This window comes from Thermohalobaculum xanthum (genome assembly GCF_016623495.1).
GTDB classification, from domain to species: Bacteria; Pseudomonadota; Alphaproteobacteria; order Rhodobacterales; family Rhodobacteraceae; genus Thermohalobaculum; species Thermohalobaculum xanthum.
In genome coordinates, this window is the sequence record NZ_JAEHHL010000005.1 from 63427 (window position 1) to 90154 (window position 26728).

The window sequence follows — 26728 nt, forward strand, 5'->3', positions numbered from 1 at the left end:
TACGTCGTCACCATGCTGCGACCCATCCTCATCCATCCCGATCCGCGCCTGAAGAAGGTCTGCGAGGCCGTCTCGGACATCGGCCCGGCCGAAGCACAGCTGGTCGAGGACATGTTCGCCACCATGTATGACGCGCCGGGCATCGGGCTCGCCGCGCCGCAGGTGGGGGTGAACGCCCGCGTGATCGTGATGGACTGCGCGCGCCGCGAGGACGAGCCGCCGGCGCCGCAGGCGCTGATCAACCCGGAGGTGGTCTGGAGCTCGGAGGAGACCTCGGACTACGAGGAGGGCTGCCTCTCGATCCCCGAGATCTACGCCATGGTGACCCGGCCGGCCGAGGTGCGCGTGCGCTTCCTCGACCCCCAGGGGGCCGAGCGCGAGGAGAGCTATTCCGGCATCTGGGCGACCTGCGTGCAGCACGAGATCGACCATCTGAACGGCAAGCTGTTCATCGATTACCTGGGCCCGATGCGGCGCCGGATGATCACCGACAAGATGAAGAAGCTCAAGCGCGAGCGGGCCAAGGCCGGCGCCGAGCGCGTCGAGGGCTGAGGCGCGATGCGCCTTGCCTTCATGGGCACGCCCGATTTCGCCGTGCCGGTGCTGCGTGCGCTGGCCGATGCCGGGCACGACATCGCGGCCGTCTACACCCAGCCGCCGCGCCCCGCGGGCCGCGGCAAGCAGCCCCGCCCCTCGGCCGTGGCCGTCGCGGCCGGGGCGCTGGGGCTGCCGGTGCTGACGCCCGCAAGCTTTCGCGACCCTGACGTGCTGGCCGGCTTCGAGGCGATGGCGGTCGATGCCGCGGTGGTGGTCGCCTATGGCCAGATCCTGCCGCGGAGGGCGCTCGATGCGCCCCGGCTGGGCTGCTTCAACATCCATGCCTCGTTGCTGCCGCGATGGCGGGGGGCCGCGCCCATCCAACGCGCGATCATGGCGGGCGATGCCGAGACGGGCGTCTGCGTAATGCGGATGGAGGAAGGGCTCGACACCGGGCCGGTCCTGACCTGCGAGGCAACCCCGATTGCGCCGGGCGACACCGCCGCGAGCCTGCATGACCGGCTGGCCGGGATGGGGGCGGCGCTGATGGTGCGCGCGCTCGACGCGATCGCGCAGGGCCGCCTGAGCGCGCGCCCGCAGCCCGATCAGGGCGTCACCTATGCCGCGAAGATCGAGAAGGCCGAGGCGCGGATCGACTGGACGCGGGATGCCGCCGCGCTCTCGGCCCATATTCGCGGCCTCTCGCCCTTCCCGGGGGCGTGGTGCGAGATCGCGGGCGAGCGGATCAAGATCCTCATGGCCTTGTCCGAGGACGGCACCGGCGCGCCGGGCGAGGTGCTGGACGACCGGCTGCTGGTCGCCTGCGGCCAGGGCGCGCTGCGTCTGGAGACGCTGCAGCGCGCGGGCCGCGCCGCCATGCCGGCCGCGCAGTTCCTCAACGGGCTGCCGCTCGCGCGGGGCGCACGGCTGGGGTAGACTGCCGCGTCACGGAGAGAGACATGCGCATCGGCGACGCTGCCCGGGCTTCCGGGCTCCCGGTCAAGACGGTCCGCTACTACGCGGATATCGGTCTCGTCGCGCCCTCGGGCCGGGCCGGCAACGGCTACCGCGACTATGCCCAGAGCGACGTGCAGCGGCTGGGCTTCGTGCGCCGCGCGCGCGCCTTCGGCTTCTCGATCGACGACTGCCGCGAGCTTCTGGGCCTCTATTCCGACCGCGACCGGGCCAGCGCCGATGTCAAGCGCATGGCCGAGTCCCGCATCGAGGATCTCGACCGGCAGATGACCGAACTGGCGGCCCTGCGCGCCGACCTGCAGCGGCTTGCCGACGCTTGCGCCGGCGACGGGCGCCCCGATTGCCCGATCCTGAACGGCCTGGCGGGGGGTGCCGCGCGGCGTGGCTGAGACGCATCGCGAACCCGGCCGCGGCCGCGCGCGGGGTGCATCGCTCTGGACGGCGCTGAAGGTGCGAGTTACACAAGATCTATGAGCAGTGCGCCCCCCGACGACGACATGCAGCGCGAAATCGCCGAGCCGCTGGCCCGTGCATTGGGCGAGCGGTATCTGACCTACGCGCTTTCGACCATCATGCATCGCGCGCTTCCGGATGCGCGCGACGGGCTCAAGCCTGTGCATCGCCGCCTTCTGTGGGCGATGCGGCAGCTCAAGCTCGATCCCGCCTCGGGCTACAAGAAATCGGCTCGCGTCGTCGGTGACGTGATCGGCAAGTTCCACCCCCATGGTGACCAGGCGGTCTATGACGCGCTGGTGCGCGCGGCGCAGGATTTCTCGCTGCGCTATCCGCTGATCGACGGGCAGGGGAACTTCGGCAACATCGACGGCGATGGCGCGGCGGCGATGCGCTACACCGAGAGCCGTCTCACCGCCGTGGCGCAGGCGCTGCTCGATGGGCTCGACGAGGATGCGGTCGACCTCAAGCCGACCTATGACGGCGAGGAGGAGGAGCCCGAGGTCCTGCCCGCGGCGTTTCCCAACCTGCTGGCGAACGGTGCCACCGGCATCGCGGTGGGCATGGCGACCTCGATCCCGCCGCACAATGTGGGCGAGATCGCCGAGGCGCTCCTGCACCTGATCCGCCATCCCGAGGCGCGGACCGAGACGCTGGTCGACATGATCCCCGGCCCGGATTTCCCGACCGGCGGCGTGCTGGTCGAGCCGCGCGAGAGCATCCTGTCTTCCTACCGCACCGGGCGCGGCTCGTTCCGCCTGCGCGCGCGGTGGGAGGTCGAGGACCTTGGCCGCGGCACCTGGCAGATCATCGTCACCGAGATCCCCTACCAGGTGCAGAAGTCCAAGCTGGTCGAGCGGCTGGCCGAGCTCATCACCTCGAAGAAGGTGGCGATCCTGGCCGATGTGCGCGACGAGTCGGCCGAGGATGTGCGACTGGTGCTCGAGCCGCGGGCGCGGACGGTCGATCCGGCGATGCTGATGGAGACGCTGTTCCGCAACTCGGACCTCGAGGTGCGGGTGCCGCTCAACATGAACGTGCTGATCGACGGGCGCACGCCGAAGGTCTGCGGCCTGGCGGAGGTGCTGCGCGCCTTCCTCGACCACCGGCGCGAGGTGCTGCTGCGCCGCTCGCGCTACCGGCTGGGCAAGATCGCGCATCGGCTCGAGGTGCTCGAGGGCTATATCATCGCCTTCCTCAACCTCGACCGGATCATCGAGATCATCCGCACCGAGGACGACCCCAAGGCCGTGATGATGGCCGAGGACTGGTCGAACGGCGACGCGCCCGATGGCGTATTCCTCAGTGATGTGCAGGCCGAGGCGATCCTCAACATGCGCCTGCGCAGCCTTCGCAGGCTCGAGGAGATGCAGCTGCGCGCCGAGCGTGACGAGCTCCTGGCCGAGCGGGCGGATCTCGAGGCGCTGGTGGGCGACGAGGCGCTGCAGTGGGGCCGGATCGGCGACGAGATCCGCGCCATGCGCGACAAGTTCGGCGCGCCCCGCGCGCTGAGGCAGCTGCGGCTGGCCGAGGACATTGCCGAGGCGCGGCGCGCGACCACGCCCTGGCCCGAGGGCGCGCGGCGCACCGGTCTTGCCGACGCGCCCGCCGTCGAGGATGTCCCGGCCGAGGCGCTGATCGAGCGCGAGCCGGTCACCGTGGTCTGCTCGAAGATGGGCTGGATCCGGGCGATGAAGGGCCATATCGCGCTCGACTCGGAGCTCAAGTACAAGGACGGCGACGAAGGGCGGTTCATTTTCCACGCTCAGACCACCGACCGGATCCTTGCCTTCGCCAGTGACGGGCGATTCTTTACGCTGGCCTGCGACCGGCTTCCGGGCGGCCGCGGCATGGGCGAGCCGGTGCGCCTGATGATGGATCTCGGCAACGATGACGAGATTGTGGCGCTGTTCGTGCATCAGCCCGGGACACGCCGCCTGGTCGCCTCGAGTGACGGCGATGGCTTCATCGTCGCCGAGTCGGACGTCCTGGCGCAGACGCGGACCGGGCGGCAGGTGCTGAACCTGCGCGGCGGCGGCAAGGCGCGGGTCTGCGTCCCGGTGACCGGGGACCACGTCGCCGTAGTCGGCGACAACCGCAAGCTTCTCGTCTTCCCCTTGGAAGAACTGCCGGAAATGACCCGTGGCAAGGGTGTCCGCCTGCAGAAGTACAAGGATGGCGGACTTTCCGACGCCACGACCTTCGCGCTCGAGCACGGGCTGGCCTGGCTCGATCCTGCCGGGCGCACGCGAACCGAGCGCGAGCTGGGCGAATACATCGCCCGCCGCGCCAGCGCGGGCCGCATGGCGCCGCGCGGTTTCCCGCGCGACAACCGCTTCACTTAGGATCACCTGTCTCGATACGGGACAGGTGACGCGCCGCGGCGGGGGATCGCAAAAGCCTCGTTCCGGCCCAAAAACAGCCCCGTTCCATGCCTACAAACACACTCGTGGCGTAAAGCTCTGTGTAGGTGTGTCCGCTTTGCGTGCCGTGCGACGGGGGGGTCGCGTGCAGTTCTGATCACCCCCGTCGCTCGTGCACCCGGGCCAGGTTGGCCCGGGGAGTTGCGGCTCAGGTGGTGGAGTGGCGTTCCGGTTTCCGGCGGCGGTTTCGCCGGGCGGAGGCCGAGGTACCGGTCCGCTGGGTCGAGGCATCGACGGGATACGGCTGCGTCAGCGTCTTTCTCGCCACGATTAATGGCGATCTGCCTTGCAGCGCGGGCGACGGTGCGGCCATTGGCCGGCCGCCGCGCAGAAGGGGGGCGGCAGCGCCCGGTAACCGGCCGGTTCTCCACGGGTGGAAGGAGACACTGGCCCGCGCGCCTCGGAGCGGCGCGCAGACTTCCGGGTGCTGCTCGCCTGCCCTGTCTTTCCTGGTCCAGGACATGACTGCCCGAGCGTGCCGCTTGGCGCGCGCCGGCGCGCCGCGTCGGGTCAGGCGGGCTTCTCGGCGACGAAATTGATCACGGTGACAGGCAGATAGCCGCGCGAGAGGTGCAGCCGCTTGCCTGCCTGGGCAAGCAGCCTCTGGCTCGCCTCGCGCGGGAGGAGAACCTGGAAGAGCTCGGCCTCGGCCTCGCGCGTCCGGCGCGAGAAGTCGGTCCTCCCGCCACGCGTGATGCGGTAGGCGACGTCGCTCGATCCGCCGGAATAGAAGGCGTCGACGGGCACGAGGCCCTCGAAAAGGAGCTCGAGCCCCGAAAGCGAGATCCGCCAGTAGTCGTCGGGAAAGGCGTGGAACGCCTGGACCCAGGGCACCTGGATGAACACCCGCCCGCCGGGAGCAAGCAGCGCGGCGATGTTGCGCGCGGCGCCGAAGGGGTCCTTCACATGCTCCAGCAGATGGGCGCAGACGATGCCGCCGAATTCGCGCTGGCCGCTGGGCAGCAGCGCCGCCGCGATACGATCGAGTGGCCAGCAGATGTCGAAGACTGCGTCGACATTCTCGCCGTGCTCGAGATCGGCCCCGACGAAGCCTTTGTCCGCGGCACGCTCGCGCCATGTGCGACGGTTCTCGGCGCTGCGGTCGATCACCTGCCTGCGCGCGCCGATCTGCAGGATCGGCCCCGGCATCGCCGCGGCGATCGCGTCGAGCTCGGCCTTGTAGGGCAGGGCGTCGACGGTCGGCGCGGCGTCGCTCGTGGCGCGCGTGCTCACTCGGCCGCCGCCACTTCCGTGCTGGCGTCGGCCTCGGCCGTGAGCAGGCGCTCGGCCTCGAGGGCGGCCATGCAGCCCATGCCGGCCGAGGTGACGGCCTGGCGGTAGACATGGTCGGTCACGTCGCCGGCCGCGAACAGCCCCGGCACCGAGGTCGCGGTCGAATCGCCCCTGGTGACGACGTAGCCGCCGTAATGGGTCTCGACCTGGTCCCTGACCAGTTCCGAGGCGGGCGCGTGGCCGATGGCGATGAACACGCCCTGGACCGCGACCTCGCGGGTCTCGCCGGTCGCGGCATGGGCCAGGCGCACGCCGGTCACGCCATCGGCGGGGGTGCCCAGGATCTCGTCGACGACATGGTCCCAGATCACGTCGATCTTTGGATGCTTGAACAGCCGCTGTTGCAGGATCGCCTCGGCCCGAAGGCTGTCGCGCCGGTGGACCAGCGTGACCTTCGAGGCGAGGTTGGCGAGATAGAGCGCCTCCTCGACCGCGGTGTTGCCGCCGCCAACGACCATGACCTCCTTGCCTCGGTAGAAGAAGCCGTCGCAGGTGGCGCAGGCCGACACGCCCATGCCCTTGTACTTCTCCTCTGACGGAAGACCCAGCCAGCGGGCCTGGGCGCCGGTCGCCAGGATCACCGCGTCTGCATGCCAGACCGCGCCCGAGTCGCATTCGGCCACGAAGGGCCGTGACGAGAGGTCGAGCCGCGTCACGTGGTCGGCCACGATCTCGGTGCCGACGGCGCGGGCATGCGCCTCCATCTGCTGCATCAGCTCGGGGCCCTGGGTCATGATCAGCCCCGGCCAGTTCTCGACCTCGGTGGTGATCGTCAGCTGGCCGCCCGGCTGGATCCCCTGGATCAGCACCGGTTCGAGCAGCGCGCGCGCGGCGTAGACGGCGGCCGTGTAGCCTGCCGGTCCCGAGCCGATGATCAGCACGCGGGTCTTGCGGGGTTCTGCCATGTGTCGGTCCTCCGTGCGCGGTCGCCCCTAGATACGGTCTGGGGAGCGGTGCGCCAAGGGGGGAGTGGCCTCACGCCCCCGCGACCGGACGCCCCGGGAACAATCGCGCCACGACCTGCCGGGCCACGCGGTCGGCCTCGGCAAGCGGCGGGTAGCTCCACTGTCCGATCGCACCGTCGAAATCGCGCGCGATGCCCCGCGCGGCCAGCGCATCGAGAAAGGCGCTGGCCTTGGCCGACATCCCTCCCACGCCGAAGACATGGAGCGGCAGGCCCGTCGACGCGGCCTCGGAGGCCATGTTGACCGAGTCGGCGGTCACGATCACGGCCGTGGCGAGCCCGAGCATCCCGGGGTAGGGATTCTCGCCCGACCCGGTGAAGACGAAGGCGCGCGCGGGGTCGAGCCGCTGGCTGAGTGCACGGGCCAGCGCGGGGTCGGTGCGGCGCGAGGTGGTCACCATCAGCCCCACGCCTTCCGCGTCGAGCGCGGCCAGCGCATCGAGCAGGCGCTCGGCGTCGCCCTCGGCCCAGCGCGCCGCCTTGCCGGGGCCGCCGACCAGCACCGCGACGCGGCGCGACGGCAGGTAGGCGAGGCGCGGTGCGAGGCGGGCCGCGGCCGCCTCGACCGTGTCCGGGGTGATGCGCCCGACCGCGCCCAGCGTCGAGATGGCGTTCGGCGCGCGCAGCCGGTCATGCTCGGGGGCGACGATCAGGTCGAAGGCCGCGGGGTCCATCTGGGGGTCGAGGATCTGCACGGTCCTCACGCCGTGGCGCCGGCCCAGCGCGGCGACGAAGGGCGCGGCGCGCCGCCCCGCGCCGATGACGAGATCGGGCCACGGCGGCGCGGGCGGCGGGCAGTCGCGTGCGAGCCCGGTCTCGGGCCAGCCCGGCAGACGGCCGAGCAGGTGCCACAGGCGCGCCGGCAGCCATGCGGCCAATCGCGCCGGACGCACCTCTTGCGCAACGATGGTCGCGGGGCTACATCGCGCCACGGCCTCGGCCAGACCCAGCGCCTGCGCCTGGTTTCCGGCCCGGCCATCGGTCATCGTCCAGATGGCAAGTGTTCCGGGGTCGGCGCGAGAAGTTTCCATTTGTTGCTTGGGCCTGCAATTTTATTGCTTTCGGGATGACTGCCGCATACATATCGACCCGCATGCGCTCTGGCCAGAGCGACGAGACAAGCAAGAGGTAAAGCCTACATGTCGGCCAACAAGCTCGACCCTATCGACCGTCGCATTCTGCTCGAGCTTCAGGGCGACGGGCGAATGACCAATGTCGAGCTCTCGCGCCGGGTCGGCATCTCGGCCCCGCCCTGCCTGCGCCGCGTCCGCGCGCTGGAGGAGGCGGGCTATATCGAGGGCTATCATGCCCGCGTGAATGCCCGCGCGCTGGGCTACGAGGTGATGGTCTTCGCCATGGTCAGCCTCAAGAGCCAGGCCGAACCCGACCTCAGCGCCTTCGAGGCGCTGGTGCGCGGCTGGCCGATCGTGCGCGAGTGCCACATGCTGAATGGCGAAATCGACTTCCTGCTGAAATGCGTGGCACCGAACCTGCTGAGCTTCCAGAACTTCCTGACCGGCCAGCTGACCGCCGCGCCGAACGTGGCCAGCGTCAAGACCTCGCTGGTGATCCGCGCGGCCAAGAACGAGCCGGGCGTGCCCTTCGAGCTGTCGGATCACCTGTTCCCCGAGGGCAGCTGAGAGCCCGGCCCTGACGCGGCCATGACGCGGCGCGGGCTGCGGCCAATCTGCGGTGACCGGCTCAGACCACCACCATGTCGAGCGGCATCCGGCTCAGCGGCTCGGCCGCGCCGTCGGTCACCAGCGAGGTGCGCCCGAGGCACATCGCCGTGCGGCTCTCGGAATCCATCAGGATCATGTGCAGGAAGAAGACCATGCCGGGCTCCATGATCGTTGGCGCGCCCTCGTAGAACATCTGGTCCTCCATCCACGACGGCGCGAAGCGCGGCCCCAGGGAATAGCCGCAGGCATGCAGCCGGTGCGCGCCGAAGCCCGCCGCGTCGAGCACCCTTGCATGGGCGTCGAACACCTCGGCCATGGGCCGGCCCGGGCGCAGCGCCGCCTCGCAGGCCATCAGCGCGTCGCGCGCCGCCGCGTGCATCGCGACATGCTGCGGGCGCGGCGTGCCGATCACGATCGTCTTGAAATTGGCCGCGTGGTAGTGGCGGTAGGTCCCCGCCCATTCCAGGTTGAGCTGGTCGTCGGCCTCGAATGTCCGGCGACCGGCCTGGTAGCGGCACAGCAGCGCGTGCTCGCCCGAGCCCACGATGAACTCGTTGGCCGGGTAGTCGCCGCCGCCGCGGAAGATCACGTCGTGCATCGCCGCGAGCACGTCGCCCTCGTTGGCGCCCGGGCGCGTGACCGCGACAGCCGCGTCGAAGGCCGCGTCGCCCAGCTCGGCCGCGCGGCGGACATAGGCGATCTCGGCCGCCGACTTGACCAGCCGCAGCTTGCCCATCAGGTCCGAGGCCTCGACCAGGTGCGCCATCTCGCCGATGCGCGCCTCGACGCGGCGGCCATTGGAATGCGTCAGGCCCTGGGTCGCGGTCTCCCAGCCGATGCGCGCGCCGGTGAGGCCGAGCTCGGCGAGGATCGCGGCGAGGTCCTCGGTGGGGTCGGCGCCGGCGCGGTCCTTCCAGATGCGGATGTCGCGGACGGTCGAGGTCAGCTGCGCCTGGCGCAGGTCGGCCGAGCGGGTCAGCAGCACCGGCGCGTCTGCACTCACGATCAGGCACTGGAAGAAGCAGAACCCGAAGGTGTCGTAGCCGGTCAGCCAGTACTGGCTCTCCGGGGCGAACAGCAACATGGCGTCGAGCCCGCGCTCGGCCATCGCTGCGCGGGTGCGCGTCATGCGCGCGTCGAACTCGGCTTCGGTGAAATGCAGCATGGCGGCCTCGCGCGTGTCGGGGGCAGGGTTGGGATCAAAGCATGATGGCGGCGACGAGGCGGCCGTAATCCGGCTCGTCGCGGTGGATGGCCCGGCGATAGCTGTAGAACGAGGCCTCGTCGGAATAGGTGCAGTGCCCGGTCCAGGCGGCGTCGGCGACGCCGGCCTCGCGCAGCCGCGCCAGCAGGAAGCCCGGCAGGTCGAACATCGCCCGGTCGCCCGCGCCGCCCGCGAAGAAGCGGGCGTGGTCGGGGTCCTCGTCGATGAAGCGCTCGACGAATTCGGGGCCGACCTCGTAGGCGCGCAGCGAGATGGTCGGGCCGATCACCGCGACCACGCGTTGGCGCTGTGCCCCGAGGCGCTCCATCGCCTCGAGGGTGGCCTCGGCCACGCCCCCGATCGCGCCCTTCCAGCCGGCATGGGCCGCGCCGATCACGCCGGCCTCGCGGTCCGCGAACAGGACCGGGGCGCAGTCGGCGGTCAGCACCCCCAGCGCGATGCCGGGGCGGTCGGTGACCATGGCGTCTGCCCTGGGCCGCTCGCTTCCCCAGGGGGCGGCGACGGTGACGACGTCGGCCGAGTGGATCTGGTGCAGCGAGACCAGCGTCGCCGCCCCGAAATGCGCGGTCACGCGCTCGCGGTTCTCGGCCACCGCGCCGGCATCGTCGCCCGAGCCGGGGCCGCAATTGAGGCCGGCATAGATGCCCTGCGACACGCCGCCCTTGCGGGTGAAGAAGCCATGCGCGATGCCGCGCATCTCGGGGGCGGTGATGGGCGAAAGGGTCATGCGTCCTCGTCAAATCCGGCCGGGGTGGGCGCGCCCGGAGGCAGCGCCGCGAGCACCTTGAAGAGCGTTCCCATCGCCGCCGGCGCCGTCAAGCGCTCGAGCGCATCGGCGATCGTGCCGGCCTGGTCGGGCCGGGCCTCGGCCAGTGCCGCCGCGCGATGGCCGATGCCCATCTGCGCGAGGAACCGGCCCTGGGACGTGACGCGGCAGGCCAGCGGGGCGAGGTCGGCGGCCAGCGCGTCGAAATCCACCAGCCATGTCAGGTCGGCCTCGCCCGGCGCCTCCAGCGGGTCGGCCGGCGCATGGCGGCGAAGCGCCTGTAGGGTCCACCCCGCGGGCCGGTCGGCGGCGCGATAGCCGTAATCGATCAGCAGCGCGGCGCCACCATGCGCCGCGATCCGGCGCGCGATCCCGGCGGCGGTTGCCCGAGCGGCGGGCGAGCTCTCCGCCCATGCGCCCGGCGGTGCCGGGTCGAAGCCCGGCAGCACGCCCGACAGGCCCCAGGCCAGCCGCTCGCCCTTCAGCCCGACCTGCCGCTCGCGCCACCCTTCCGGTGTCGCGATGAACTGGCGCACGGGCAGCGCGTCGAGAAACTCGTTGGCGACGATCAGCGCCGGACCCTCCGGCACCTCGTCGAGCCGGTCGGCCCAGCACGCGCCGGGCAGGCGCCGCGCCTGTTCGGCGCGAAGTCGCGGCGAGGTCTCGACCAGCCATGTCTCGGCCTGCGCCAGAGGCCCCATGGCGCGGCGCGCATCCTGCATCAGCGTGCCGCGGCCGGGGCCGAGCTCGATCACGCGCAGGTCGGCGGGCGCGCCCATCGCCTCCCAGGCCGAGCGCAGCCACAGGCCGATCATCTCGCCGAACATCTGGCTGATCTCGGGCGCGGTGGTGAAATCGCCCGCCGCGCCAAGCGGGTCGCGCGTGGTGTAATAGCCATGCTCGGGGTGGCCGAGGCAGAGCGCCATGAAATCCGCCACGCTCATCGGCCCCTGCGCCGCGATCTGGCGCGCGGCGATCCGGCCCAGAGGGGTCGCGGCTGGCGTCACGCCTGCCGCCGCGTCATCGCGAAGGCGAGGAAGCCGAGCCCGATCGCCACCATCGGCAGCGACAGGATCTGGCCCATGGTCAGCCCCCAGGCATCCGGCTGCGAGCCGAAACGAATGACGTGTCCCAGCGGGTTCGCGGCGCTGCGGAACTGCTCGTCCGCCAGGCGGAAGTTCTCGACGAAGCTGCGCGCGAGGCCGTAGCCGAGGAAGAACACCCCGATCAGCGCGCCGGGCCGTCTGAGCCAGCCGGCGCGCAGCGCGAGCCACCACATCACCAGGCCCAGCACCAGCCCCTCGAGCCCCGCCTCGTAAAGCTGGCTCGGATGGCGCGGCTCGGGGCCCGCATGGGGAAAGACCATCGCCCAGGGCACGTCCGTCGGCCGGCCCCACAGCTCGCCGTTGATGAAGTTCGCGAGCCTGCCGAACAGAATCCCCAGCGGCGCGGCCAGGGCGACCGCATCGCCCACCGACAGAAGCGGCGCGCCCTTGCGCCACGCGAAACCCACGACGCCCAGGATGACGCCAAGGAAGCCGCCGTGGAACGACATGCCCCCTTCCCAGATCGCGAAGATCTCGGCCGGGTTCGCCAGGAACTGCGCGGGGTTGTAGAACAGCACATAGCCGATCCGCCCACCCAGGATCACGCCCAGCGTCATCCAGGTCAGCAGCTCCTCCGGCTGGTCGGGCGTCATCGGCGGGGTCTGCGCGGGCCACAGCCGCGGCCGGCGCATCAGGGCGACGATCATCCGCCAGCCCAGCACCAGCCCCGCGATATAGGCGAGCGCGTACCAGCGCAGCGAGAAGCTGAACCCGCCCAGATCGAGCGTGAAGATCGCCGGATCGATCTGCGGGAAGGGCAGGACGAAAGGGGGCATCGGGCCTCCGGATGCGGGGCAAAGGGCGCGTCATGGGTGGTCGAGGCGCAGGCCCCTGTCAAGCGCGCGTCGGCCGAACGGCTTGCCCGCGCGCGCCCGCACGCGCATATAACGGGACATGCCGGCGTCTGGCCGGCCCGATCACGAGAGAGGCACCATGCAGACCCGCGGCAAGCTGTTCGACGATCTCAGCCAGCTGATGACCAATGCCGCCGGCATGGCCCAAGGCGTGAAGACCGAGGCCGAGACCGCGATGCGCAGCTTCATGGAGCGCTGGATCGCCGACGCCAACCTGGTCACGCGCGAGGAGTTCGAGGCCGTGCGCGAGATGGCGGCGAAGGCGCGCGCCGAGAACGACGAGCTCAGGGCGCGGATCGAGGCGCTCGAGGCGAAGCTCAAGTAATCCCGCCCCGGCGCCGCGATACGCGGAGGAACACGCGGCCGGTCGCGCCCAAAGCGAATCCCTCTGCGTCCCTGCCCGGGCCGCCGTCGCCCCCCGAGTGCCCGATCGGCAGGCAAGGTCTGTCCCGTTCTGAGGCAGACGCGCCACGCGTGTGGCCGCGATCCGTGAAACTTTCCTGTCGGCCCGGAAATCGCTTTACGCCCCCGGTGGTCGGTGCCACCATATCTCGTGGATCGGGAGAGTTCGTTACACGATCCATGGCAACCCTGGGTGCATCCTGTGGGACAGGCCTCACGGGACCACCAGACAGGAGGGGGTATCGAGGCAATGACCGCAGTCGAGCAGGACTTTATCGCAGCCGACGTTCATCCCATCGACATGGTCGAGACCCTGGCAGAGCAGTGCCGCTGGGATTTCGACCGTCTGGGCGAGGACCAGATCGCCATGGCGATCGAAGGGTCGTGGCGCACTTACTCGCTCTCGCTCGCCTGGTCGGGCTATGACGACATGCTGCGGCTGGTGTGTTCCTTCGAGCTCGACCCGGCGCAGGCGCGGCGGCCCGAGGTCGTGCGCCTCATCCACATGATCAACGACAAGATCTGGAACGGCAGCTTCGTTCACTGGGCCGATCAGGGCATGCTGGCCTTCCGCTACGGGCTCACGCTGGCCGGCGGCGCGACCGCGACGCCCGAGCAGATCGAGGCGATGGTGCTTTCGGCGGTCGCGCTGAGCGAGCGGTTCTATCCCGCCTTCCAGCTTGTCGGCTGGGGCGACGAGGCGCCGGAGACGGCGCTCAGGGTCGCGATCGAGGAACATTACGGCACGGCCTGACGCGCGCGGCGCACGCCGCCTCTGCCGGGGGGAAGGCGGCGGTTGACATGCCGGCGTGCGGGGGCGTCCGCTCCGCGGTTGACGCGGGGTGGGCGCCCGGGTCTTTTCTGGAACCTGTCATCGAATCCTGAACGGAGAAAAGCGGACATGGCTGCGCTTGGCGAGGCGGGTGTCGAGAATCTGGTGCTGCTGGGATGCGGCAAGATGGGCGGCGCGATGCTCGAGGGCTGGCTCGCGGGCGGGCTCGCGCCCTCGTCGGTCACGGTGCTCGACCCGCATCCTTCGGCGCGGGTCACGGAACTCGCGGGCCAGGGCCTTGTCCTCAACCCTTCCGCGCTCGCCCCCGCCTCGGTCGCGATCATCGCGGTCAAGCCGCAGATGATGGGCGACGCCGCCCCGGTGCTGCGCCCGCTGGCGGGGCAGGGCACCGTCTTCGTCTCGATCGCGGCCGGCACGCCGATCGCGGCGTTCGAGGAGATGTTCGGGCCCGCGACCCCCATCGTGCGCGCCATGCCCAACACGCCCGCGGCGGTCGGGCAGGGCATCACCGCGATCATCGGCAACGCCGCGGCGGACGAGACCGTGCTGCGCATGAGCGAGGTGCTTCTGGCCGCCATCGGCCAGACCGTCAGGCTCGACAGCGAGGACCAGATGGACGCGGTCACCGGGCTCTCGGGCTCGGGCCCGGCCTATGTCTTCCACATGATCGAGGCGATGGCCGAGGCCGGCGTCGCGGCGGGGCTTGCCCCGGGGCTCGCGATGCGGCTCGCGCGCGCGACGGTCTGTGGCGCCGGCGCGCTGGCGCGGGCGTCCGAGGAAAGCGCGGCCCAGCTCAGGGTCAACGTGACCAGCCCGGGCGGCACCACCGCGGCCGGGCTTGGGGTTCTGATGGCCGAGCTGCCGGATCTGATGACCCGCACCGTGGCGGCCGCGGCCGAGCGATCGCGCGAGCTTCGCGGCTGAGCGATACAGTTTTAATGTGAAACTTTGTGCAGCGCACAATTTTCGCCGTTGACTTTTTTTGTGCGGTGCACAATATTCCTTTTCAGAACGGCGCGGGGAAGGCCCCGGCCATCACACAGCACCCAAGGAGTTTACCGATGGCTATCGAGAAGTTCCCCTTCACCTTCGACGCCGAGAAGATGGGCGAGTTCTTCAAGCTGCCCGAGTTCGACAAGTTCTTCGACACGAGCAAGATGCCCGCCGTTGACGTCGAGGCGGTGATTGCCGCCCAGCAGAAGAACGTTGCCGCGATGGTCGAGGCCAACAAGGTCGCGATCGCCGGCTACCAGGAGATCTACAAGCGCCAGGTCGCCCTCGTCGAGGAAACGATCGCCGCGATCAAGGACCAGATGGCCGATCTGCAGGGCCAGCCGGTGACCGCCGACCAGACCGCCAAGAACATCGAGACGGCGAAGGTCGCGATGGAGAAGGCCGTGGCCAACGTGAAGGAGCTCTCCGAGCTCGCCCAGAAGGCCAACACCGAGGCTTTCGAGATCGTCAAGGCCCGCTTCGAGGAGGCCGTTGCCGAGTTCAAGGACGCCGCGTCCAAGCTCGCCGCCTGATCCGGCAGCACGACCGATCCAAGGGCCGCTTGCGCTCCGCGCAGGCGGCCTTCATATTTCGCGCCCGCAGTAATCGGGGGCATGCATGAGCGACAAGATTTCCTTTGACGATTTCCTGAAGGTCGATATCCGCGCCGGGCGCGTGATCGAGGCCCAACCGTTTCCCGAGGCGCGCAAGCCCGCGTTCAAGCTGCGCATCGATTTCGGCCCCGAGATCGGCGTGAAGAAGTCCTCGGCGCAGGTCACCGTGCACTACACCCCCGAGGCTCTCGTCGGCCGCATGGTCATGGCGGTGGTCAACTTCCCGCCGCGCCAGATCGGCCCCTTCATGTCCGAGGTTCTGACCCTGGGCGTCCCCGACGGCGACGGCGAGGTCGTCCTGCTCGCCCCCGATCTCGAGGTTGCGCCGGGCGCGCGGATGTACTGATCCGCCCGCGGGCGTTCAGCGCGGCAGGCGCACGCAGGCGCGCAAGCCCCCGAGACGGCGGCTTTCGTCGAGCGAGAGGCTGCCGCCATGGCTGCGCGCGATGTCGAGCGCGATCGACAGGCCGAGCCCAACGCCCGAGGCGATGTTCTGCCCGCGCGCCTCGTCGAGCCGCGTGAAGGGGCGCAGCACCTCCTCGCGCTTGTCGGGCGGGATGCCGGGGCCGTCGTCCTCGACCGTGAACTCGACGCTTTTCGGGCCCAGCCGCACCCCCAGCGAGACCGTGTCACCATAGGCCAGCGCGTTCTCGACCAGGTTCACCACGCAGCGTTTCACCGCCTGCCGGCGCAGCGACACGGCGCGCTCGCCCGGGGTCTCGACCTCGGCCACGAGGGCAAGCTCGCGCCCGCGGCGGCGCGCGTCCTCGGCGATCTCCTCGGCCAGCTCGACCGGGTCGGTGTCCGACGAAAGCTCGCCCGCCTCGCCGCGCGCGAAGGCCAGGAACGCGTCCAGCATGTGCTCCATCTCGGACACGTCGCGTGACAGCTCGGCCGTCTCGGGCGAGGGGTCGATCACGGCCAGCGCCAGCTTCATGCGCGTGAGAGGCGTGCGCAGATCGTGGCTCACGCCCGACAGCATCCGCGTGCGCTGCTGCATCTGGCGCTCGATGCGGTTGCGCATGTCGACGAAGGCGATGCCGGCGCGGCGCACCTCCTCGGCGCCCGAGGGGCGGAACGGCAGGCTGCGCCCCCGCCCGAAGGCGCTCGCCACGGTGGCAAGCTCGCGGATCGGGCGCACCTGGTTGCGCAGGAAGATCACCGCCACCGTGGTCAGCACGACCGAGATCGTGGTCATCCAGACCAGCAGCAGGTGCGGGTTCGAGGCGTTCATCCGCCGGCGCGGGATCAGCACCTGCAGCACGCCCTTGGTGGTCGAGATGCGCGCGTCCACGTGTTTGGGATAGGTCACCAGGTCCAGCGCCATCGGCCGGCGCAACTCGTCCTTCAGCGTCTCCTCGATGACCCCGCCGGTGACGTCATAGAGGGCGCGCACCGCGTCGGGCTCGACCCGGTCGTCGGGACGCAGGCTGAAGTCGAAGCCCAGGGGGATTGCGATGGTCGCCAGCATCTCGTTGGCGGCATCGACATCGGGCAGGTTCTCGATCTGGCTGATCACGAACCTGATCTCGCGCGCGACCGCGGTGGCCATCTGGCCGGTCACGCCGTCGTAGTGGCGCTGGATGAACAGCACCGCCACCACCACCTGCAGCAGCAGGATGGGCAGCACGAGGATCATCAGCGCGCGGCGGAACAGGCTGCGCGGGGTGAACTTCTTGAGTGTGGCCGAGATGCGCTTCATCTTGCCCGACGCTAGGGCGCGGCGGGCGCCCGGGGCAAGAGGCGGAAAGGGTACGGCCGCGATGAGCGCGATTTTCGACCTGCGGCCCGATGTGGTCCATGGCCTTGCCGAGCCGGTCGCGCCGGGGGTGCGGCGCGTGACCTGCGCCAATCCCTCGCCGATGACCTTCACGGGCACGCGCAGCTACATCGTCGGCCGCGGCGAGGTCGCTGTGATCGACCCCGGGCCCGACGATCCGGCGCATCTCGACGCGATCCTCGGCGCGCTCGAGCCGGGCGAGGCGGTGGCGGCGATCCTCGTGACCCACAGCCATGTCGACCACAGCCCGGGCGCGCGGCGCCTTGCAGCGCGCACGGGGGCGCCGGTCTGCGCCTTCGGCCCGCACGGGGCGGGGATGAGCGCGGCGATGCGCGAGCTGCAGGCCGCGGGCTTCGACCTCGGTGGCGGCGAGGGGGCCGATCGCGGCTTCGCGCCCGACCGGCTGCTGGCCGAGGGCGAGAGCGTCACCGGGCCGGGCTGGCGGCTCACCGCGCTGCACACGCCCGGGCACCTGTCGAACCACCTGGCCTTCGCGCTCGAGGGCACGGGCACGCTGTTCACCGGCGATGCGGTGATGGGCTGGACGACGACGCTGGTCTCGCCGCCCGAGGGCGACATGGCTGCGCAGATGGCGACCCTGCGGCGGCTGGCCGCGCGCGGGGGCGACCGTCTCTACCTGCCGGGGCACGGCCACGAGGTAACGGCGCCCGCGCCGCTTCTTGCGCATCTGATCGCGCATCGCGCGGCGCGCGAGGAGGCGATCCTGGCGGCTCTCGGCGCCGCTGGCGGTGGCACGGCGAAAAGCCTCGCCGCTGCGGTCTACCACGACACCGATCCGAAGCTGCTGCCAGCGGCCGCGCGTAATGTCCTGGCGACCTTGCTGGGTCTTCTTGCCGAGGGGCGCGTGGATGTCGCCGGGCCGCTCTCGGCCGATGCCGAGTTCCGCCCCGCCTGACCGGGTGGCGGCCTCAGCCGCGCGTGCTGCAGATGCCCTTGAGCGCGATCCAGTCGCGGTCGCTCAGCGCTGGCGTGAAGGCGCCGTCGCCGATGGTGTCGGCCGCCGCAGCCCGCCCGGCGCGCTCGGCCAGCTCGGGATGCGACGCGAAGTAGCGCAGCGCCAGCGGCGTGCTGCCGTGCTGCGCCTCGAGCCGCTCGAAGAACTGCGCGAATGGCCGGCTCGGCAGCCCGGCCTCGGCCAGCAGCTGCAGGGCGACCTCGTCGGCGCGGGCCTCGGCCTCGCGCTGGTAGCTCGCGTTCAGCGCCGCGTCGCTTGCCGCGGCGATGGCGCTGGCGCCGAAGATGTCGCCGATCAGCAGGCCCAGCAGGCCCGCCGTGCCCGCCGCGCGAAGCGTCACCACCGTCGGGTCGCGATGGATCGCGTGGCCGATCTCGTGGGCCAGCACGCCCGCCACTTCCTCGGGTGTCGCGGCCGAATCGATCAGGCCTCGGAAGACCAGGATCCGACCGCCGGGCAGCGCCACGGCGTTGATCATGCCGTGGTCGAGCACGTCGAGCCGCAGCGGGTAGGGCAGCCTGGCGCCGCCGCCCAGCCGCGCCGCCATCCGGTCGAGCGCCTCGCGTCCCTCGGCCTCGATGCAGAAGCGCGACGTGCTTCCTCCCAGGTCGAGGATCTGCGTGAGCTGCCCCACCAGCGCATCGCCCAACGCGCGCTCGCGCTCGGGCGGGATCATCAGCGCAAGCTGGCCCGCCAGCGCCGGGATCAGCACGAAGACCATCGCCAGCACCGCGCCGACCGCGCCCAGGCCCCAGACGATCGCGCGGCGCATGCCGCGATGATCGACGGGGCGATGGTAGAGGTCGGGGCAGACCGTGGTGATCGCCTCGATCATGGTTTCGTCCGAGACGACGAGCCGCTCGTCGCTCTCGAGGTTTGGCACGATCTGCACGGGGCGGTCGTGGCGGGCCGAGACCGCCCTGAGGCTGGCGAGCGGCCAGTGGGTCAGCACCTCGTCGCGCATGGTGCGGATGATCAGCGAGCGCTCGCGAAAGCCCAGGATCACCTCGCGCGGGCGCGAGGACAGGCCGTCGAAATACCGCCCGTCCGATTCGAGCAGCGCGTAGCGCGTGGATTCCGCCATCAGACGCCCGCGCCGACGTCGAGGCCGAGCGCGTCGGCGAAGCCGCCCGCCTCGGTCGCCTCGTCGTGCGAGCGCTGGGCCACGCTGCGCAGAGCGTGGGGGTTCTCGATCTGCATGGCCTCGACCTTCCGCCGCAGCACGGGCTGCACCAGGAACAGCTGGGTCAGCGCGTAGACAATCGCATTGATGGTCAGAAACCCGATCACGACGATCGCGACAAGAGGCACTGTTGCCGCGCCCAGCGAGAACCCGGACGCCTCGGCCCCGGCACCAGCCCGACTCTCGGCCATGGCAAGAAGGGCTGCGGCCGACGGCCCGCCAAGGACGATCCACAGGCCCGCGACGGCCGCCCCGACGATCGCGACCGCGACCAGGGTCGCAAGCGAGGTCGCGATGTAGCCGCCGACGGTGATGCCGAAGACCCTGAGGATCGAGACGTCGTTGCCGAGCGTCGACTCGCCCAGCACGCGGTTGTCCCACAGGTAGCGGAAGCTGCTGATCTGGTAGGCGAAGACGATGAAGGACGCGACCACGAACCAGAGCATCATCATGATACTGACGGCGCCCTCGGTGAAGTCTTCGCTGTATTCGGCCTCGATCACCATGCCCCAGGTCACCAGCGCGAAGATCAGGGCGGTCACGTAGATCCACGACCACCAGACCATCAGCCCCAGCCACGAGCCCTCCTGCTCGAACCTCTGGTCGCCGAACCAGGTCCGGTCGGTCACGTATTTCGCCTGCTTGAAATGCATGTAGGGCAGGGCCAGGCCGGCGGTGACGATGGTCAGCAGCCCCCACAGCAGCGAGCGCCAGGTGTAGCCCCACGCCCCCGGCTCGACGCCGAAGCGGATGCCGCGCCACCTCAGGCGCGACAGCATGTAGCGCCGCGCGCGATAGCTCGCCCAGAACCAGAACGGCACCAGCGCCAGCAGCGATACGTTCAGCGCGAGCGGGTTGCCCTGGAAGAAGCTGAGGTTGAGAAAGGCGAGGCCGGTGTTGATCAGCCCCAGATAGACGGCCAGCACCACCAGCGCCAGCAGGAAGCCCAGCAGTTTCTCGATGCCGGTGCCGGTGTATTCGATCGCATCGCCGTCGACCCGGATCGCGCTGGCGAAATAGCGCCGCAGATGCGTCACCATCCAGAAGCGGTAGATGCCCAGCGTCAGCACCGACAGAAGCGCGGTCTTCAGGGCCAGCAGGAGCAACGAGCCATCATCGCGATAGCGCGCGCGGATGCTCTTGTCGCCGTAGAGCGCCGCGAGCAACGCCTTCTCGTCGACTTCTTCCTCGCGGGTGCGACGCCCGAACGGATCGGACGGCGTCTCCTGCTGCCCGCGAGACGTGTGATACTGGTCGAGGTCCCAGGACCTGCGGCGGGGTTGCTCCTTATCCTCGCCCAAGGCTGCCTCCTTCAGGGCCGCGAATTATGGCGTCATTCGTGCCGCATCACTGTGGCGGAAATCGGGTCAGCCGCGCGCGAATTGCATCCCGGCGCCCGCGGCACGCGCCCCATGTGGTGCCGCCGACCCGGCGCTCAGCGCTGGTCGGGCAGGCGATAGCCCGCCTCCTCGAGCTGCCGGCGCAGCGTCAGTTTCGAGATCTTGCCCGTCGCCGTGTGCGGGATCTCGTCGACGAACAGGACGTCGTCAGGCATCTGCCATTTCGCGAAATGCGGGCGCAGGCGATCGAGGATCTCCTCGACGCCGGGATCGCGGCCGGGCTTGGCCACGATGCAAAGAACCGGGCGCTCGTCCCATTTCGGATGGGGCACACCCACCGCCGCCGCCTCGGCGACGTCGGGATGGCTGACGGCGGCATTCTCCATCTCGATCGAGCTGATCCATTCGCCGCCTGACTTGATCACATCCTTGAAGCGATCGGTGATCCGCACGTAGCCCAGCGCGTCGATGGTGGCCGCGTCGCCGGTATCGAACCAGCCATCGGCATCGATCGTATCCGCGTCCTGCTTGAGATAGCGCCGCAGCACGCCGGGGCCGCGGATCTGCAGCCGCCCCTGGGTCTCGCCGTCCCAAGGCAGGTCGTCGCCGGCATCGTCGCGGATGCACAGTTCGACCGTGAAGGGCGGGTGGCCCACTTTCATCTGGACGTTGATGCGCTCGTCCTCGGGCATGGCGACGACCTCGGGCTTGAACGAGGCGAAAGTGCCCAGCGGCGAGGTCTCGGTCATGCCCCAGGCGTGCAGCACCTGCACCCCGTAGTCGTGCTGGAAGGCCTCGATGACGGCGCGCGGGCAGGACGATCCGCCGATCACCACGCGGTCGAGATGCGGCAGGTCGAGCTTCTGCTCGCGCAGATAGGCCAGCAGCGGCAGCCAGACCGTCGGCACCGCGGCGGTGATGGTCACGTCCTGCTCGAGCATCCCGTAGAGGCTGGCGGGGTCCATCATCCGCCCCGGCAGCACCATGCCCGCGCCCGCCATCGGCACCGAGAAGCCGGTGGACCAGCCATTCGCGTGGAACAGGGGCACGACCGGCATCATCACGTCGCGCGAGCTCAGCGCCAGCATGTCCGGCTGGATCATCGCCATGGCGTGCAGCACGTTCGAGCGATGCGCGTAGACCACCCCCTTGGGGTGCCCGGTCGTGCCCGAGGTGTAGCAGATGCCGCAGGCGTCGCGCTCGTCGCCCCGGTGCCAGCCGGCGTCGCCGTCCTCGGCCGCCAGCAGCTCCTCGTAGCACAGCGCGTCGGGCAGCTCCTCGGGCATGTGGGCGCGGTCGGTCAGGACGATCACGCCGCGCAGCTTGGGAAGCTTCGGCGCCAGCGCCGCCACGACGGGCGCGAGGTCGGGGTCGCAGATCAGCCAGCGGTCCTCGGCATGGTCGGCGATGTATGCCAGCTGCTCCTGCGCCAGGCGCGGGTTGAGCGAATGCAGCACCGCGCCCATGCCCGGCACGCCGTACCAGACCTCCATGTGGCGCGCGGTGTTCCAGGCCATGCAGCCGACCACCTCGCCGGGCCGGATGCCGAGGCGCCTGAACGCCTGCACCACCTGCAGCGCGCGGCGGCGGACGCCCGCCCAGGTGGTGCGGGTGACCGGCCCCTCGATCGAGCGGCTGACGACGGCACGCCCGCCGTGGTAGCGCGCCGCGTGATCGATGATCGCGGTGACGCGCAACGGCCAGTCCTGCATCAGACCCTGCATGGCGTTCCTCTCCAGCCTCGTGTTTTTTCGGAACTCTAGCAGGCGGACCGTTGCCCTCAAGTCCGTGCTTGCGCGCGGGCGGGCGGACGCCCAAAAAAGGCCGCGTGGGGGCGTGGAGCGTGCGGGCCGGTCAATGGCCGGTGCGCACAGGCGGGGGTGCCAGGCGATGCAGGAAAGAACGGCCGCCGGGGCCGCGATGTGGGTTGCGGGCGGCATGGCGCTGATCGCGTTCAGCGACAACTTCATACCGCTTGTGGCCGACCGCATGGGGCTTTGGCAGTTCCAGGTGATGCGCGCGGGCATGGTGCTGCCCGCGGTCTTGCTCGCGGTGCTGGCCTTCGGGCGGCTGCGGCTGATCATGCCGGTCTCGGCATGGCGAATCGCGGTTCGCAGCCTGCTGTCGATCGTGGCACTGATGATGTATTTCGCGGCGGTGCCGTCGGTGTCGATCTCGATCGCGGCTGCGGGGCTCTTCACCTCGCCGCTCTGGGTCGCGTTCTTCACCGCGGCGCTCCTGGGCGAGCGGGTCGGTCCGCGGCGGATCATGGGGGCGGCGCTGGGCTTCGTCGGGGTATGCATCGTGCTGGGGGTTGGGACCCAGCCGATCCGGCCGATGGCGATGGTGGCGCTGGCGGGCGGCGCGTTCTATGCGCTCAGCGTGATCTGGACCCGGCGTCAGTGCGCTGGCGAGAGCGCGCTTTGCATGTCGTTCTGGCAGTTCGTGGGCTTCATCCTGCTGGGGGGCTGCGGCCTTGCCGGGCTGCCGGTGCTCGAGGCGGCCTTCGGCGGGGTCGAGGGCGCGGACTTCGCGCTTCGGCCCTGGATTGCGCCCGATGCCACGGCCTTTGCGCTGGCGCTGCTGATCGGCGCCAGCGGGATCGCCGCCACCACCTGCATCGCGGTGGGCTACCGCAGTGCCGAGTCGAGCTTCATCGGCATCTTCGACTTCAGCTTCCTGGTCTGGGCGCCGCTGATCTCGTGGCTGCTGTGGGGCGAGGTGCTGTCGCTGCGCGTGGCCTTCGGCATGGGGCTGATCGTCTTCGCCGGGATCATGGCGATGTGGTCCGGTCTGCGGCGTCCGGCCCCTGCCTGATCGCCGCGTCGCGCCGCCGCGCGCTCAGTGGAAATCGCGGCTGGGGAACAGCGCCTTGGCCTGTTCGCGCGGGTGGCGCGGGCGCGGCGTGGCACGGGCGGGCAGGCCGGCGCCCGGGGCCGTGGGCCCTCCCGGCACGGGGCGGCGCGCCTCGTCGCCGCGCCCGTCCGATACCGGCCCCGCCAGGCCGAGCTCGTCGAGCCGCGCCGAGAGGTCCTCGATGCGCCAGGCGATCAGGTGCATCACGGCCCCCTCGCGCTCGAGCCGCCCGCTCACTCGCAAAAGCCGACCCGCGATCACCGCCCGGCGGAAGCGCTGGTAGACCCGCGGCCAGACGATGACATTGGCGACCCCGGTCTCGTCCTCCAGCGTCACGAAGATCACGCCCGAGGCGGTGCCCGGCCGCTGGCGCGTGATCACGAGGCCCGTGACCGTTACCCGCGAGCGGGCCGAGACCATCCGCAGGTCCTCCGCCCGGGCCGATCCCTTCAGGCCCTCGCGCAGCAGCGCCAGCGGGTGCGCCCTGAGGCTCAGGCGCAGGGCGCGGTAATCCTCGACCACCGCCTCGCCCGGCGCCTCGGCCGGCAGCCGCGCGGCCGGCTCGCGCAGGCCCTCGCCCTCGGGGAACAGCGGCAGCGGCTTGTCGCCCGACAGCGCCCGCGCCTCCCACAGCGCCTCGCGCCGGGATAGCGGCGGATCGACACCGCCCGCGGCGAAGGCGTCGGCGCGGGCCAGCCGCTCGATCGATCGCCGCCCGATCCCGGCGCGGCGCCACAGGCTCTCGACATCCGGATAGCCGTTGCCGCGCGCCGCCGGGATCCAGCGGCCGTCCTCCTCGGGCAGGCCCTTGATCTGGCGAAAGCCCAGCCGCAGCGCGAAGCCGCCGCGCGCGGTGGGTTCCAGCGTGCAGTCCCAGTGCGAGTGGTTGACCGAGACGGGCCGCACCTCGACCCCGTGCTCGCGCGCGTCGCGCACGATCTGGGCGGGCGCGTAGAACCCCATCGGCTGCGCGTTCAGCAGGGCGCAGGCGAAGATCGCCGGGTGGTGGCACTTGAGCCAGGCCGAGGCATAGACCAGGAGCGCGAACGAGGCCGCGTGGCTCTCGGGAAAGCCGTACTCGCCGAAGCCCTCGATCTGGTTGAAGCAGCGCTCGGCGAAGTCGGGCTCGTAGCCGCGCGCCAGCATCCCGCCGACGAAGCGCTCGCGAAAGCTGCCGACCGTCCCGGTCCGGCGGAAGGTGGCCAGCGACCGCCTGAGCCGGTCGGCCTCGTCGGCGGAAAAGCCGGCGGCGACGATGGCGATGCGCATCGCCTGCTCCTGGAACAGCGGCACGCCCAGCGTCTTGCCCAGCACCTCGCGCAGCTCCTCCGAGGGGAACTCGACCGCTTCCTCCCCTGCGCGGCGGCGCAGGTAGGGATGCACCATGTCGCCCTGGATCGGGCCGGGACGGATGATCGCGACCTCGATCACCAGGTCATAGAAGCTGCGCGGCTGCATCCGGGGCAGGAAGTTCATCTGCGCCCGGCTCTCGACCTGGAAGACGCCCAGGGAATCCGCCCGGCACAGCATCTCGTAGACCTTCGGGCAGTCGGGCGGCAGGGTCGCAAGACGGTGGTCGATGCCGACATGGCTGCGCAGCAGGTCGAAGGCCTTGCGGATGCAGGTCAGCATGCCCAGCGACAGCACGTCGACCTTGAGGATGCCCAGCGCGTCGATGTCGTCCTTGTCCCATCCGATGACGGTGCGCTCCTCCATCGCCGCGTTCTCGACCGGCACCAGCTCGTCCAGGCGTCCCGCGGTGATGACGAAGCCGCCGACATGCTGGCTCAGGTGGCGAGGGAAGCCGATGATCTCCTCGACCAGCCCCAGGGTCTGCATCAGCCGCCGGTCGGCGGCGTCGAGCCCGATCTCGGCCAGGCGGGCAGGGGTTATGCTCTCGCGCGACCAGCCCCAGACCTGCCCGGCCAGCGCGGCGGTCACGTCCTCGGACAGTCCCATGGCGCGGCCCACCTCGCGGATGGCGGCGCGGGCGCGGAAATGGATGACGGTGGCGCAGAGCCCGGCGCGGTGGCGGCCATAGCGCTCGTAGATGTGCTGGATCACCTCCTCGCGGCGCTCGTGCTCGAAATCGACGTCGATGTCGGGCGGCTCGTTGCGTGCCTCCGAGACGAAGCGCTCGAACACCATGGTGATGGTCTCGGGCGAGATCTCGGTGATGCCCAGCGCATAGCAGGTCACGGAATTCGCCGCCGAGCCCCGGCCCTGGCACAGGATGCCGCGGCCGCGGGCAAAGGTGACGATGTCGTGCACGGTCAGGAAATAGGGCGCGTAGCCCAGCTTGCCGATCAGCGCGAGCTCGCGCTCGACCAGGTCGCGGGCATGGGCGGGCACGCCGTCGGGATAGCGCCATTCAAGCCCGGCGCGGGCCAGCCGCTCGAGACGGGCCTGCGGGGACTCGCCATCGCCCTCGTCGGGATAGTCGTAGCTGAGCTCGTCGAGCGAGAAGCGGCAGGCCGCGGCGATGCGCCCGGCGGCGGCAACGGCGTCGGGGTGGCGGCAGAAGAATCGGGTCATCTCGTCGGCCGCGCGCAGGCGGCGCTCGGCGTTGGGCAGGGCCTTGAAGCCCAGCGTCTCGACCGTCAGGCGCTCGCGGATGCAGGTCAGCACGTCGGCCAGGCGCCGGCGCCTGGCGCGGTGCATCAGCGGAAAGGCGGTGGCGGCTAGCGCGACGCCGGCCTCGGCGGCAAGCTGCGCGAGCGCGTCGAAGCGCGCCATGTCGCGCCCGTCATAGCGGGGATGCGCACCCAGGTGGACCGCGCCCGCGAACCGGCGCGCCAGGCGCCGCGCCAGGCCGACCGTTTCGTCCGCGTCCGCCCCGCGGCCCAGCGGGTCGGGGGGCAGGATCAGCAGGAAAAGCCCCTCGCCCCAGGTCTCGAGATCGGCGAGCGAGAGCTGGCACTCCCCCTTGACCGCCCGCCGCTTGCCCAGCGTCAGCAGCCGGCACAGCCGCGCCCAGGCCGCGCGGTCGCGCACCAGTGCCACGACCTCGTGGCCGGTGTCGGTGAAGCTCAGGCGCGCGCCGGTGATCAGCCGCGGGACCGAGCGGATCACCGGCCCCGTCTCTGGTTCCGCCTTCGGCCCCGCCCCTGGTTCCGTCACGGGTCCCGACCCGGCGGCCTGTGCCGAGCGCGTCGTCCCTTGTGCCGGCAGGCGGCCCTCGGGCAGGCGCGAGGACGGGTCGACCCGGTGCTGCGAGCGGATCCGGACGGCATGGGCCTGCACATCCGCGGGGGTGACGCCGGAGGGCTTGCGCGCGGGAGGGTGTTCCGGCGTGCCCGGGGGTGTGTTCGCGGCAGCCGCCTCGCGCGCCAGCTCGCGCAGCCGCACATGCGCGCGCACCACCCCCGCGACCGAGTTGCGGTCGGTGATGGCGATGGCCGAAAGACCCAGCTCGGCCGCACGCTCGACCATCTCCTCGGGATGGCTCGCCCCGGTGAGGAAGGTGAAGTTGGTGGTGGTGACCAGCTCGGCGAAATCGGACATGTTCTTGAT

24 protein-coding genes are annotated in these 26728 nt (G+C 70.7%); 12 read left to right on the forward strand and 12 right to left on the reverse strand.

All coding sequences use genetic code 11. The features are described from left to right. Nucleotides 1-12: 12 nt before the first annotated feature. From def to parC, 4 genes are all read left to right on the forward strand, one after another. Nucleotides 13-552 carry a peptide deformylase gene (gene def / locus H0I76_RS09375; RefSeq protein ID WP_200609608.1) on the forward strand — a complete coding sequence of 180 codons (540 nt, stop codon included), beginning with the start codon at nt 13-15 and terminating at the stop codon, nt 550-552. A 6-nt stretch (nt 553-558) separates the two neighbouring features. After that, on the forward strand, nt 559-1473 hold the full coding sequence (fmt, locus tag H0I76_RS09380) for a methionyl-tRNA formyltransferase (protein ID WP_200609609.1): 915 nt from the start codon (nt 559-561) through the stop codon (nt 1471-1473). Between the two features lie 23 nt (nt 1474-1496). Then, nucleotides 1497-1901: a Cu(I)-responsive transcriptional regulator gene (gene cueR / locus H0I76_RS09385; RefSeq protein ID WP_200609610.1), complete on the forward strand. Its 405-nt coding sequence runs from the start codon at nt 1497-1499 to the stop codon at nt 1899-1901. Nucleotides 1902-1982: 81 nt separating this feature from the next. Further along, nucleotides 1983-4310 (forward strand): DNA topoisomerase IV subunit A, encoded by a 2328-nt coding sequence (gene parC, locus H0I76_RS09390; RefSeq protein WP_200609611.1) that lies wholly within the window; start codon nt 1983-1985, stop codon nt 4308-4310. 588 nt (nt 4311-4898) lie between these two features. On the opposite strand, the gene H0I76_RS09395 is transcribed toward parC, so the two are convergent. The 3 genes from H0I76_RS09395 to H0I76_RS09405 all read right to left on the reverse strand — a co-directional run bounded on the left by H0I76_RS09395 (nt 4899) and on the right by H0I76_RS09405 (nt 7676). After that, on the reverse strand, nt 4899-5621 hold the full coding sequence (locus tag H0I76_RS09395; protein ID WP_200609612.1) for a class I SAM-dependent methyltransferase: 723 nt from the start codon (nt 5619-5621) through the stop codon (nt 4899-4901). Further along, nucleotides 5618-6586 (reverse strand): thioredoxin-disulfide reductase, encoded by a 969-nt coding sequence (gene trxB / locus H0I76_RS09400; RefSeq protein WP_200609613.1) that lies wholly within the window; start codon nt 6584-6586, stop codon nt 5618-5620. Before trxB ends, H0I76_RS09395 begins: the two co-directional genes overlap by 4 nt. Before the next feature lie 70 nt (nt 6587-6656). Beyond that, the gene (locus H0I76_RS09405; RefSeq protein WP_200609614.1) at nt 6657-7676 is read right to left on the reverse strand and encodes a mitochondrial fission ELM1 family protein; all 1020 of its coding nucleotides are present in this window, start codon (nt 7674-7676) and stop codon (nt 6657-6659) included. Between the two features lie 108 nt (nt 7677-7784). On the opposite strand from H0I76_RS09405, the gene H0I76_RS09410 reads away from it, so the two are divergent. Next, nucleotides 7785-8285, forward strand: a complete 501-nt coding sequence (locus tag H0I76_RS09410; RefSeq protein ID WP_200609615.1) for an Lrp/AsnC family transcriptional regulator — start codon at nt 7785-7787, stop codon at nt 8283-8285. A 61-nt stretch (nt 8286-8346) separates the two neighbouring features. Here the strand turns inward: H0I76_RS09410 and H0I76_RS09415 are convergent, their stop codons facing one another. From H0I76_RS09415 to lgt, 4 genes are read right to left on the reverse strand one after another with little or no spacing between them, the layout of a single operon-like run. Beyond that, nucleotides 8347-9492, reverse strand: coding sequence for a M24 family metallopeptidase (locus H0I76_RS09415; protein WP_200609616.1), 1146 nt, complete (start codon nt 9490-9492; stop codon nt 8347-8349). A 34-nt stretch (nt 9493-9526) separates the two neighbouring features. After that, on the reverse strand, nt 9527-10279 hold the full coding sequence (gene pgeF / locus H0I76_RS09420) for a peptidoglycan editing factor PgeF (RefSeq protein ID WP_200609617.1): 753 nt from the start codon (nt 10277-10279) through the stop codon (nt 9527-9529). Further along, entirely contained in the window at nt 10276-11262 is a 987-nt protein-coding gene (locus H0I76_RS09425; RefSeq protein ID WP_200609689.1) for a class I SAM-dependent methyltransferase, read from the reverse strand. Before H0I76_RS09425 ends, pgeF begins: the two co-directional genes overlap by 4 nt. Before the next feature lie 59 nt (nt 11263-11321). Further along, a complete protein-coding gene (gene lgt, locus H0I76_RS09430) occupies nt 11322-12200 on the reverse strand; it encodes a prolipoprotein diacylglyceryl transferase (RefSeq protein WP_200609618.1) in 879 nt (292 codons plus the stop codon). Between the two features lie 157 nt (nt 12201-12357). On the opposite strand from lgt, the gene H0I76_RS09435 reads away from it, so the two are divergent. From H0I76_RS09435 to H0I76_RS09455, 5 genes are all read left to right on the forward strand, one after another. Continuing rightward, a complete protein-coding gene (locus H0I76_RS09435) occupies nt 12358-12603 on the forward strand; it encodes an accessory factor UbiK family protein (protein ID WP_200609619.1) in 246 nt (81 codons plus the stop codon). A 327-nt stretch (nt 12604-12930) separates the two neighbouring features. Then, the gene (locus H0I76_RS09440) at nt 12931-13434 is read left to right on the forward strand and encodes a type III secretion system chaperone family protein (RefSeq protein ID WP_200609620.1); all 504 of its coding nucleotides are present in this window, start codon (nt 12931-12933) and stop codon (nt 13432-13434) included. A 147-nt stretch (nt 13435-13581) separates the two neighbouring features. Then, the gene (gene proC, locus H0I76_RS09445) at nt 13582-14397 is read left to right on the forward strand and encodes a pyrroline-5-carboxylate reductase (protein ID WP_200609621.1); all 816 of its coding nucleotides are present in this window, start codon (nt 13582-13584) and stop codon (nt 14395-14397) included. Nucleotides 14398-14534: 137 nt separating this feature from the next. Continuing rightward, on the forward strand, nt 14535-14999 hold the full coding sequence (locus H0I76_RS09450) for a phasin family protein (RefSeq protein WP_200609622.1): 465 nt from the start codon (nt 14535-14537) through the stop codon (nt 14997-14999). An 85-nt stretch (nt 15000-15084) separates the two neighbouring features. Further along, entirely contained in the window at nt 15085-15426 is a 342-nt protein-coding gene (locus tag H0I76_RS09455) for a tRNA-binding protein (RefSeq protein ID WP_200609623.1), read from the forward strand. A 15-nt stretch (nt 15427-15441) separates the two neighbouring features. On the opposite strand, the gene H0I76_RS09460 is transcribed toward H0I76_RS09455, so the two are convergent. After that, nucleotides 15442-16782 (reverse strand): ATP-binding protein, encoded by a 1341-nt coding sequence (locus tag H0I76_RS09460; protein WP_200609624.1) that lies wholly within the window; start codon nt 16780-16782, stop codon nt 15442-15444. Between the two features lie 61 nt (nt 16783-16843). On the opposite strand from H0I76_RS09460, the gene H0I76_RS09465 reads away from it, so the two are divergent. Next, nucleotides 16844-17776 carry an MBL fold metallo-hydrolase gene (locus H0I76_RS09465; RefSeq protein ID WP_200609625.1) on the forward strand — a complete coding sequence of 311 codons (933 nt, stop codon included), beginning with the start codon at nt 16844-16846 and terminating at the stop codon, nt 17774-17776. A gap of 13 nt (nt 17777-17789) precedes the next feature. On the opposite strand, the gene H0I76_RS09470 is transcribed toward H0I76_RS09465, so the two are convergent. From H0I76_RS09470 to H0I76_RS09480, 3 genes are all read right to left on the reverse strand, one after another. Beyond that, entirely contained in the window at nt 17790-18920 is a 1131-nt protein-coding gene (locus H0I76_RS09470; protein ID WP_200609626.1) for a M48 family metallopeptidase, read from the reverse strand. Continuing rightward, nucleotides 18920-20320: a YjgN family protein gene (locus tag H0I76_RS09475; protein WP_200609627.1), complete on the reverse strand. Its 1401-nt coding sequence runs from the start codon at nt 20318-20320 to the stop codon at nt 18920-18922. The genes H0I76_RS09470 and H0I76_RS09475 overlap by 1 nt, the downstream gene beginning before the upstream one ends. A gap of 134 nt (nt 20321-20454) precedes the next feature. Continuing rightward, nucleotides 20455-22083 carry a long-chain-fatty-acid--CoA ligase gene (locus H0I76_RS09480; protein WP_200609628.1) on the reverse strand — a complete coding sequence of 543 codons (1629 nt, stop codon included), beginning with the start codon at nt 22081-22083 and terminating at the stop codon, nt 20455-20457. 166 nt (nt 22084-22249) lie between these two features. Between H0I76_RS09480 and H0I76_RS09485 the strand changes: the two genes are divergently transcribed. After that, nucleotides 22250-23176, forward strand: coding sequence for a DMT family transporter (locus tag H0I76_RS09485; RefSeq protein ID WP_200609629.1), 927 nt, complete (start codon nt 22250-22252; stop codon nt 23174-23176). A gap of 24 nt (nt 23177-23200) precedes the next feature. On the opposite strand, the gene H0I76_RS09490 is transcribed toward H0I76_RS09485, so the two are convergent. Then, the gene (locus H0I76_RS09490) at nt 23201-26719 is read right to left on the reverse strand and encodes an error-prone DNA polymerase (protein ID WP_200609630.1); all 3519 of its coding nucleotides are present in this window, start codon (nt 26717-26719) and stop codon (nt 23201-23203) included. Between the last annotated feature and the right edge of the window lie 9 nt (nt 26720-26728).

Bases quoted from the DNA above. Each gene is read 5' to 3' on its own strand.
- def (WP_200609608.1), top strand. From the start codon at position 13: ATGCTGCGACCCATCCTCATCCATCCCGATCCGCGCCTGAAGAAGGTC.
- fmt (WP_200609609.1), top strand. From the start codon at position 559: ATGCGCCTTGCCTTCATGGGCACGCCCGATTTCGCCGTGCCGGTGCTG.
- cueR (WP_200609610.1), top strand. From the start codon at position 1,497: ATGCGCATCGGCGACGCTGCCCGGGCTTCCGGGCTCCCGGTCAAGACG.
- parC (WP_200609611.1), top strand. From the start codon at position 1,983: ATGAGCAGTGCGCCCCCCGACGACGACATGCAGCGCGAAATCGCCGAG.
- trxB (WP_200609613.1), bottom strand. From the start codon at position 6,586: ATGGCAGAACCCCGCAAGACCCGCGTGCTGATCATCGGCTCGGGACCG.
- H0I76_RS09405 (WP_200609614.1), bottom strand. From the start codon at position 7,676: ATGGAAACTTCTCGCGCCGACCCCGGAACACTTGCCATCTGGACGATG.
- H0I76_RS09410 (WP_200609615.1), top strand. From the start codon at position 7,785: ATGTCGGCCAACAAGCTCGACCCTATCGACCGTCGCATTCTGCTCGAG.
- H0I76_RS09415 (WP_200609616.1), bottom strand. From the start codon at position 9,492: ATGCTGCATTTCACCGAAGCCGAGTTCGACGCGCGCATGACGCGCACC.
- pgeF (WP_200609617.1), bottom strand. From the start codon at position 10,279: ATGACCCTTTCGCCCATCACCGCCCCCGAGATGCGCGGCATCGCGCAT.
- H0I76_RS09425 (WP_200609689.1), bottom strand. From the start codon at position 11,262: ATGAGCGTGGCGGATTTCATGGCGCTCTGCCTCGGCCACCCCGAGCAT.
- lgt (WP_200609618.1), bottom strand. From the start codon at position 12,200: ATGCCCCCTTTCGTCCTGCCCTTCCCGCAGATCGATCCGGCGATCTTC.
- H0I76_RS09435 (WP_200609619.1), top strand. From the start codon at position 12,358: ATGCAGACCCGCGGCAAGCTGTTCGACGATCTCAGCCAGCTGATGACC.
- H0I76_RS09440 (WP_200609620.1), top strand. From the start codon at position 12,931: ATGACCGCAGTCGAGCAGGACTTTATCGCAGCCGACGTTCATCCCATC.
- proC (WP_200609621.1), top strand. From the start codon at position 13,582: ATGGCTGCGCTTGGCGAGGCGGGTGTCGAGAATCTGGTGCTGCTGGGA.
- H0I76_RS09450 (WP_200609622.1), top strand. From the start codon at position 14,535: ATGGCTATCGAGAAGTTCCCCTTCACCTTCGACGCCGAGAAGATGGGC.
- H0I76_RS09455 (WP_200609623.1), top strand. From the start codon at position 15,085: ATGAGCGACAAGATTTCCTTTGACGATTTCCTGAAGGTCGATATCCGC.
- H0I76_RS09460 (WP_200609624.1), bottom strand. From the start codon at position 16,782: ATGAAGCGCATCTCGGCCACACTCAAGAAGTTCACCCCGCGCAGCCTG.
- H0I76_RS09465 (WP_200609625.1), top strand. From the start codon at position 16,844: ATGAGCGCGATTTTCGACCTGCGGCCCGATGTGGTCCATGGCCTTGCC.
- H0I76_RS09470 (WP_200609626.1), bottom strand. From the start codon at position 18,920: ATGGCGGAATCCACGCGCTACGCGCTGCTCGAATCGGACGGGCGGTAT.
- H0I76_RS09480 (WP_200609628.1), bottom strand. From the start codon at position 22,083: ATGCAGGGTCTGATGCAGGACTGGCCGTTGCGCGTCACCGCGATCATC.
- H0I76_RS09485 (WP_200609629.1), top strand. From the start codon at position 22,250: ATGCAGGAAAGAACGGCCGCCGGGGCCGCGATGTGGGTTGCGGGCGGC.
- H0I76_RS09490 (WP_200609630.1), bottom strand. From the start codon at position 26,719: ATGTCCGATTTCGCCGAGCTGGTCACCACCACCAACTTCACCTTCCTC.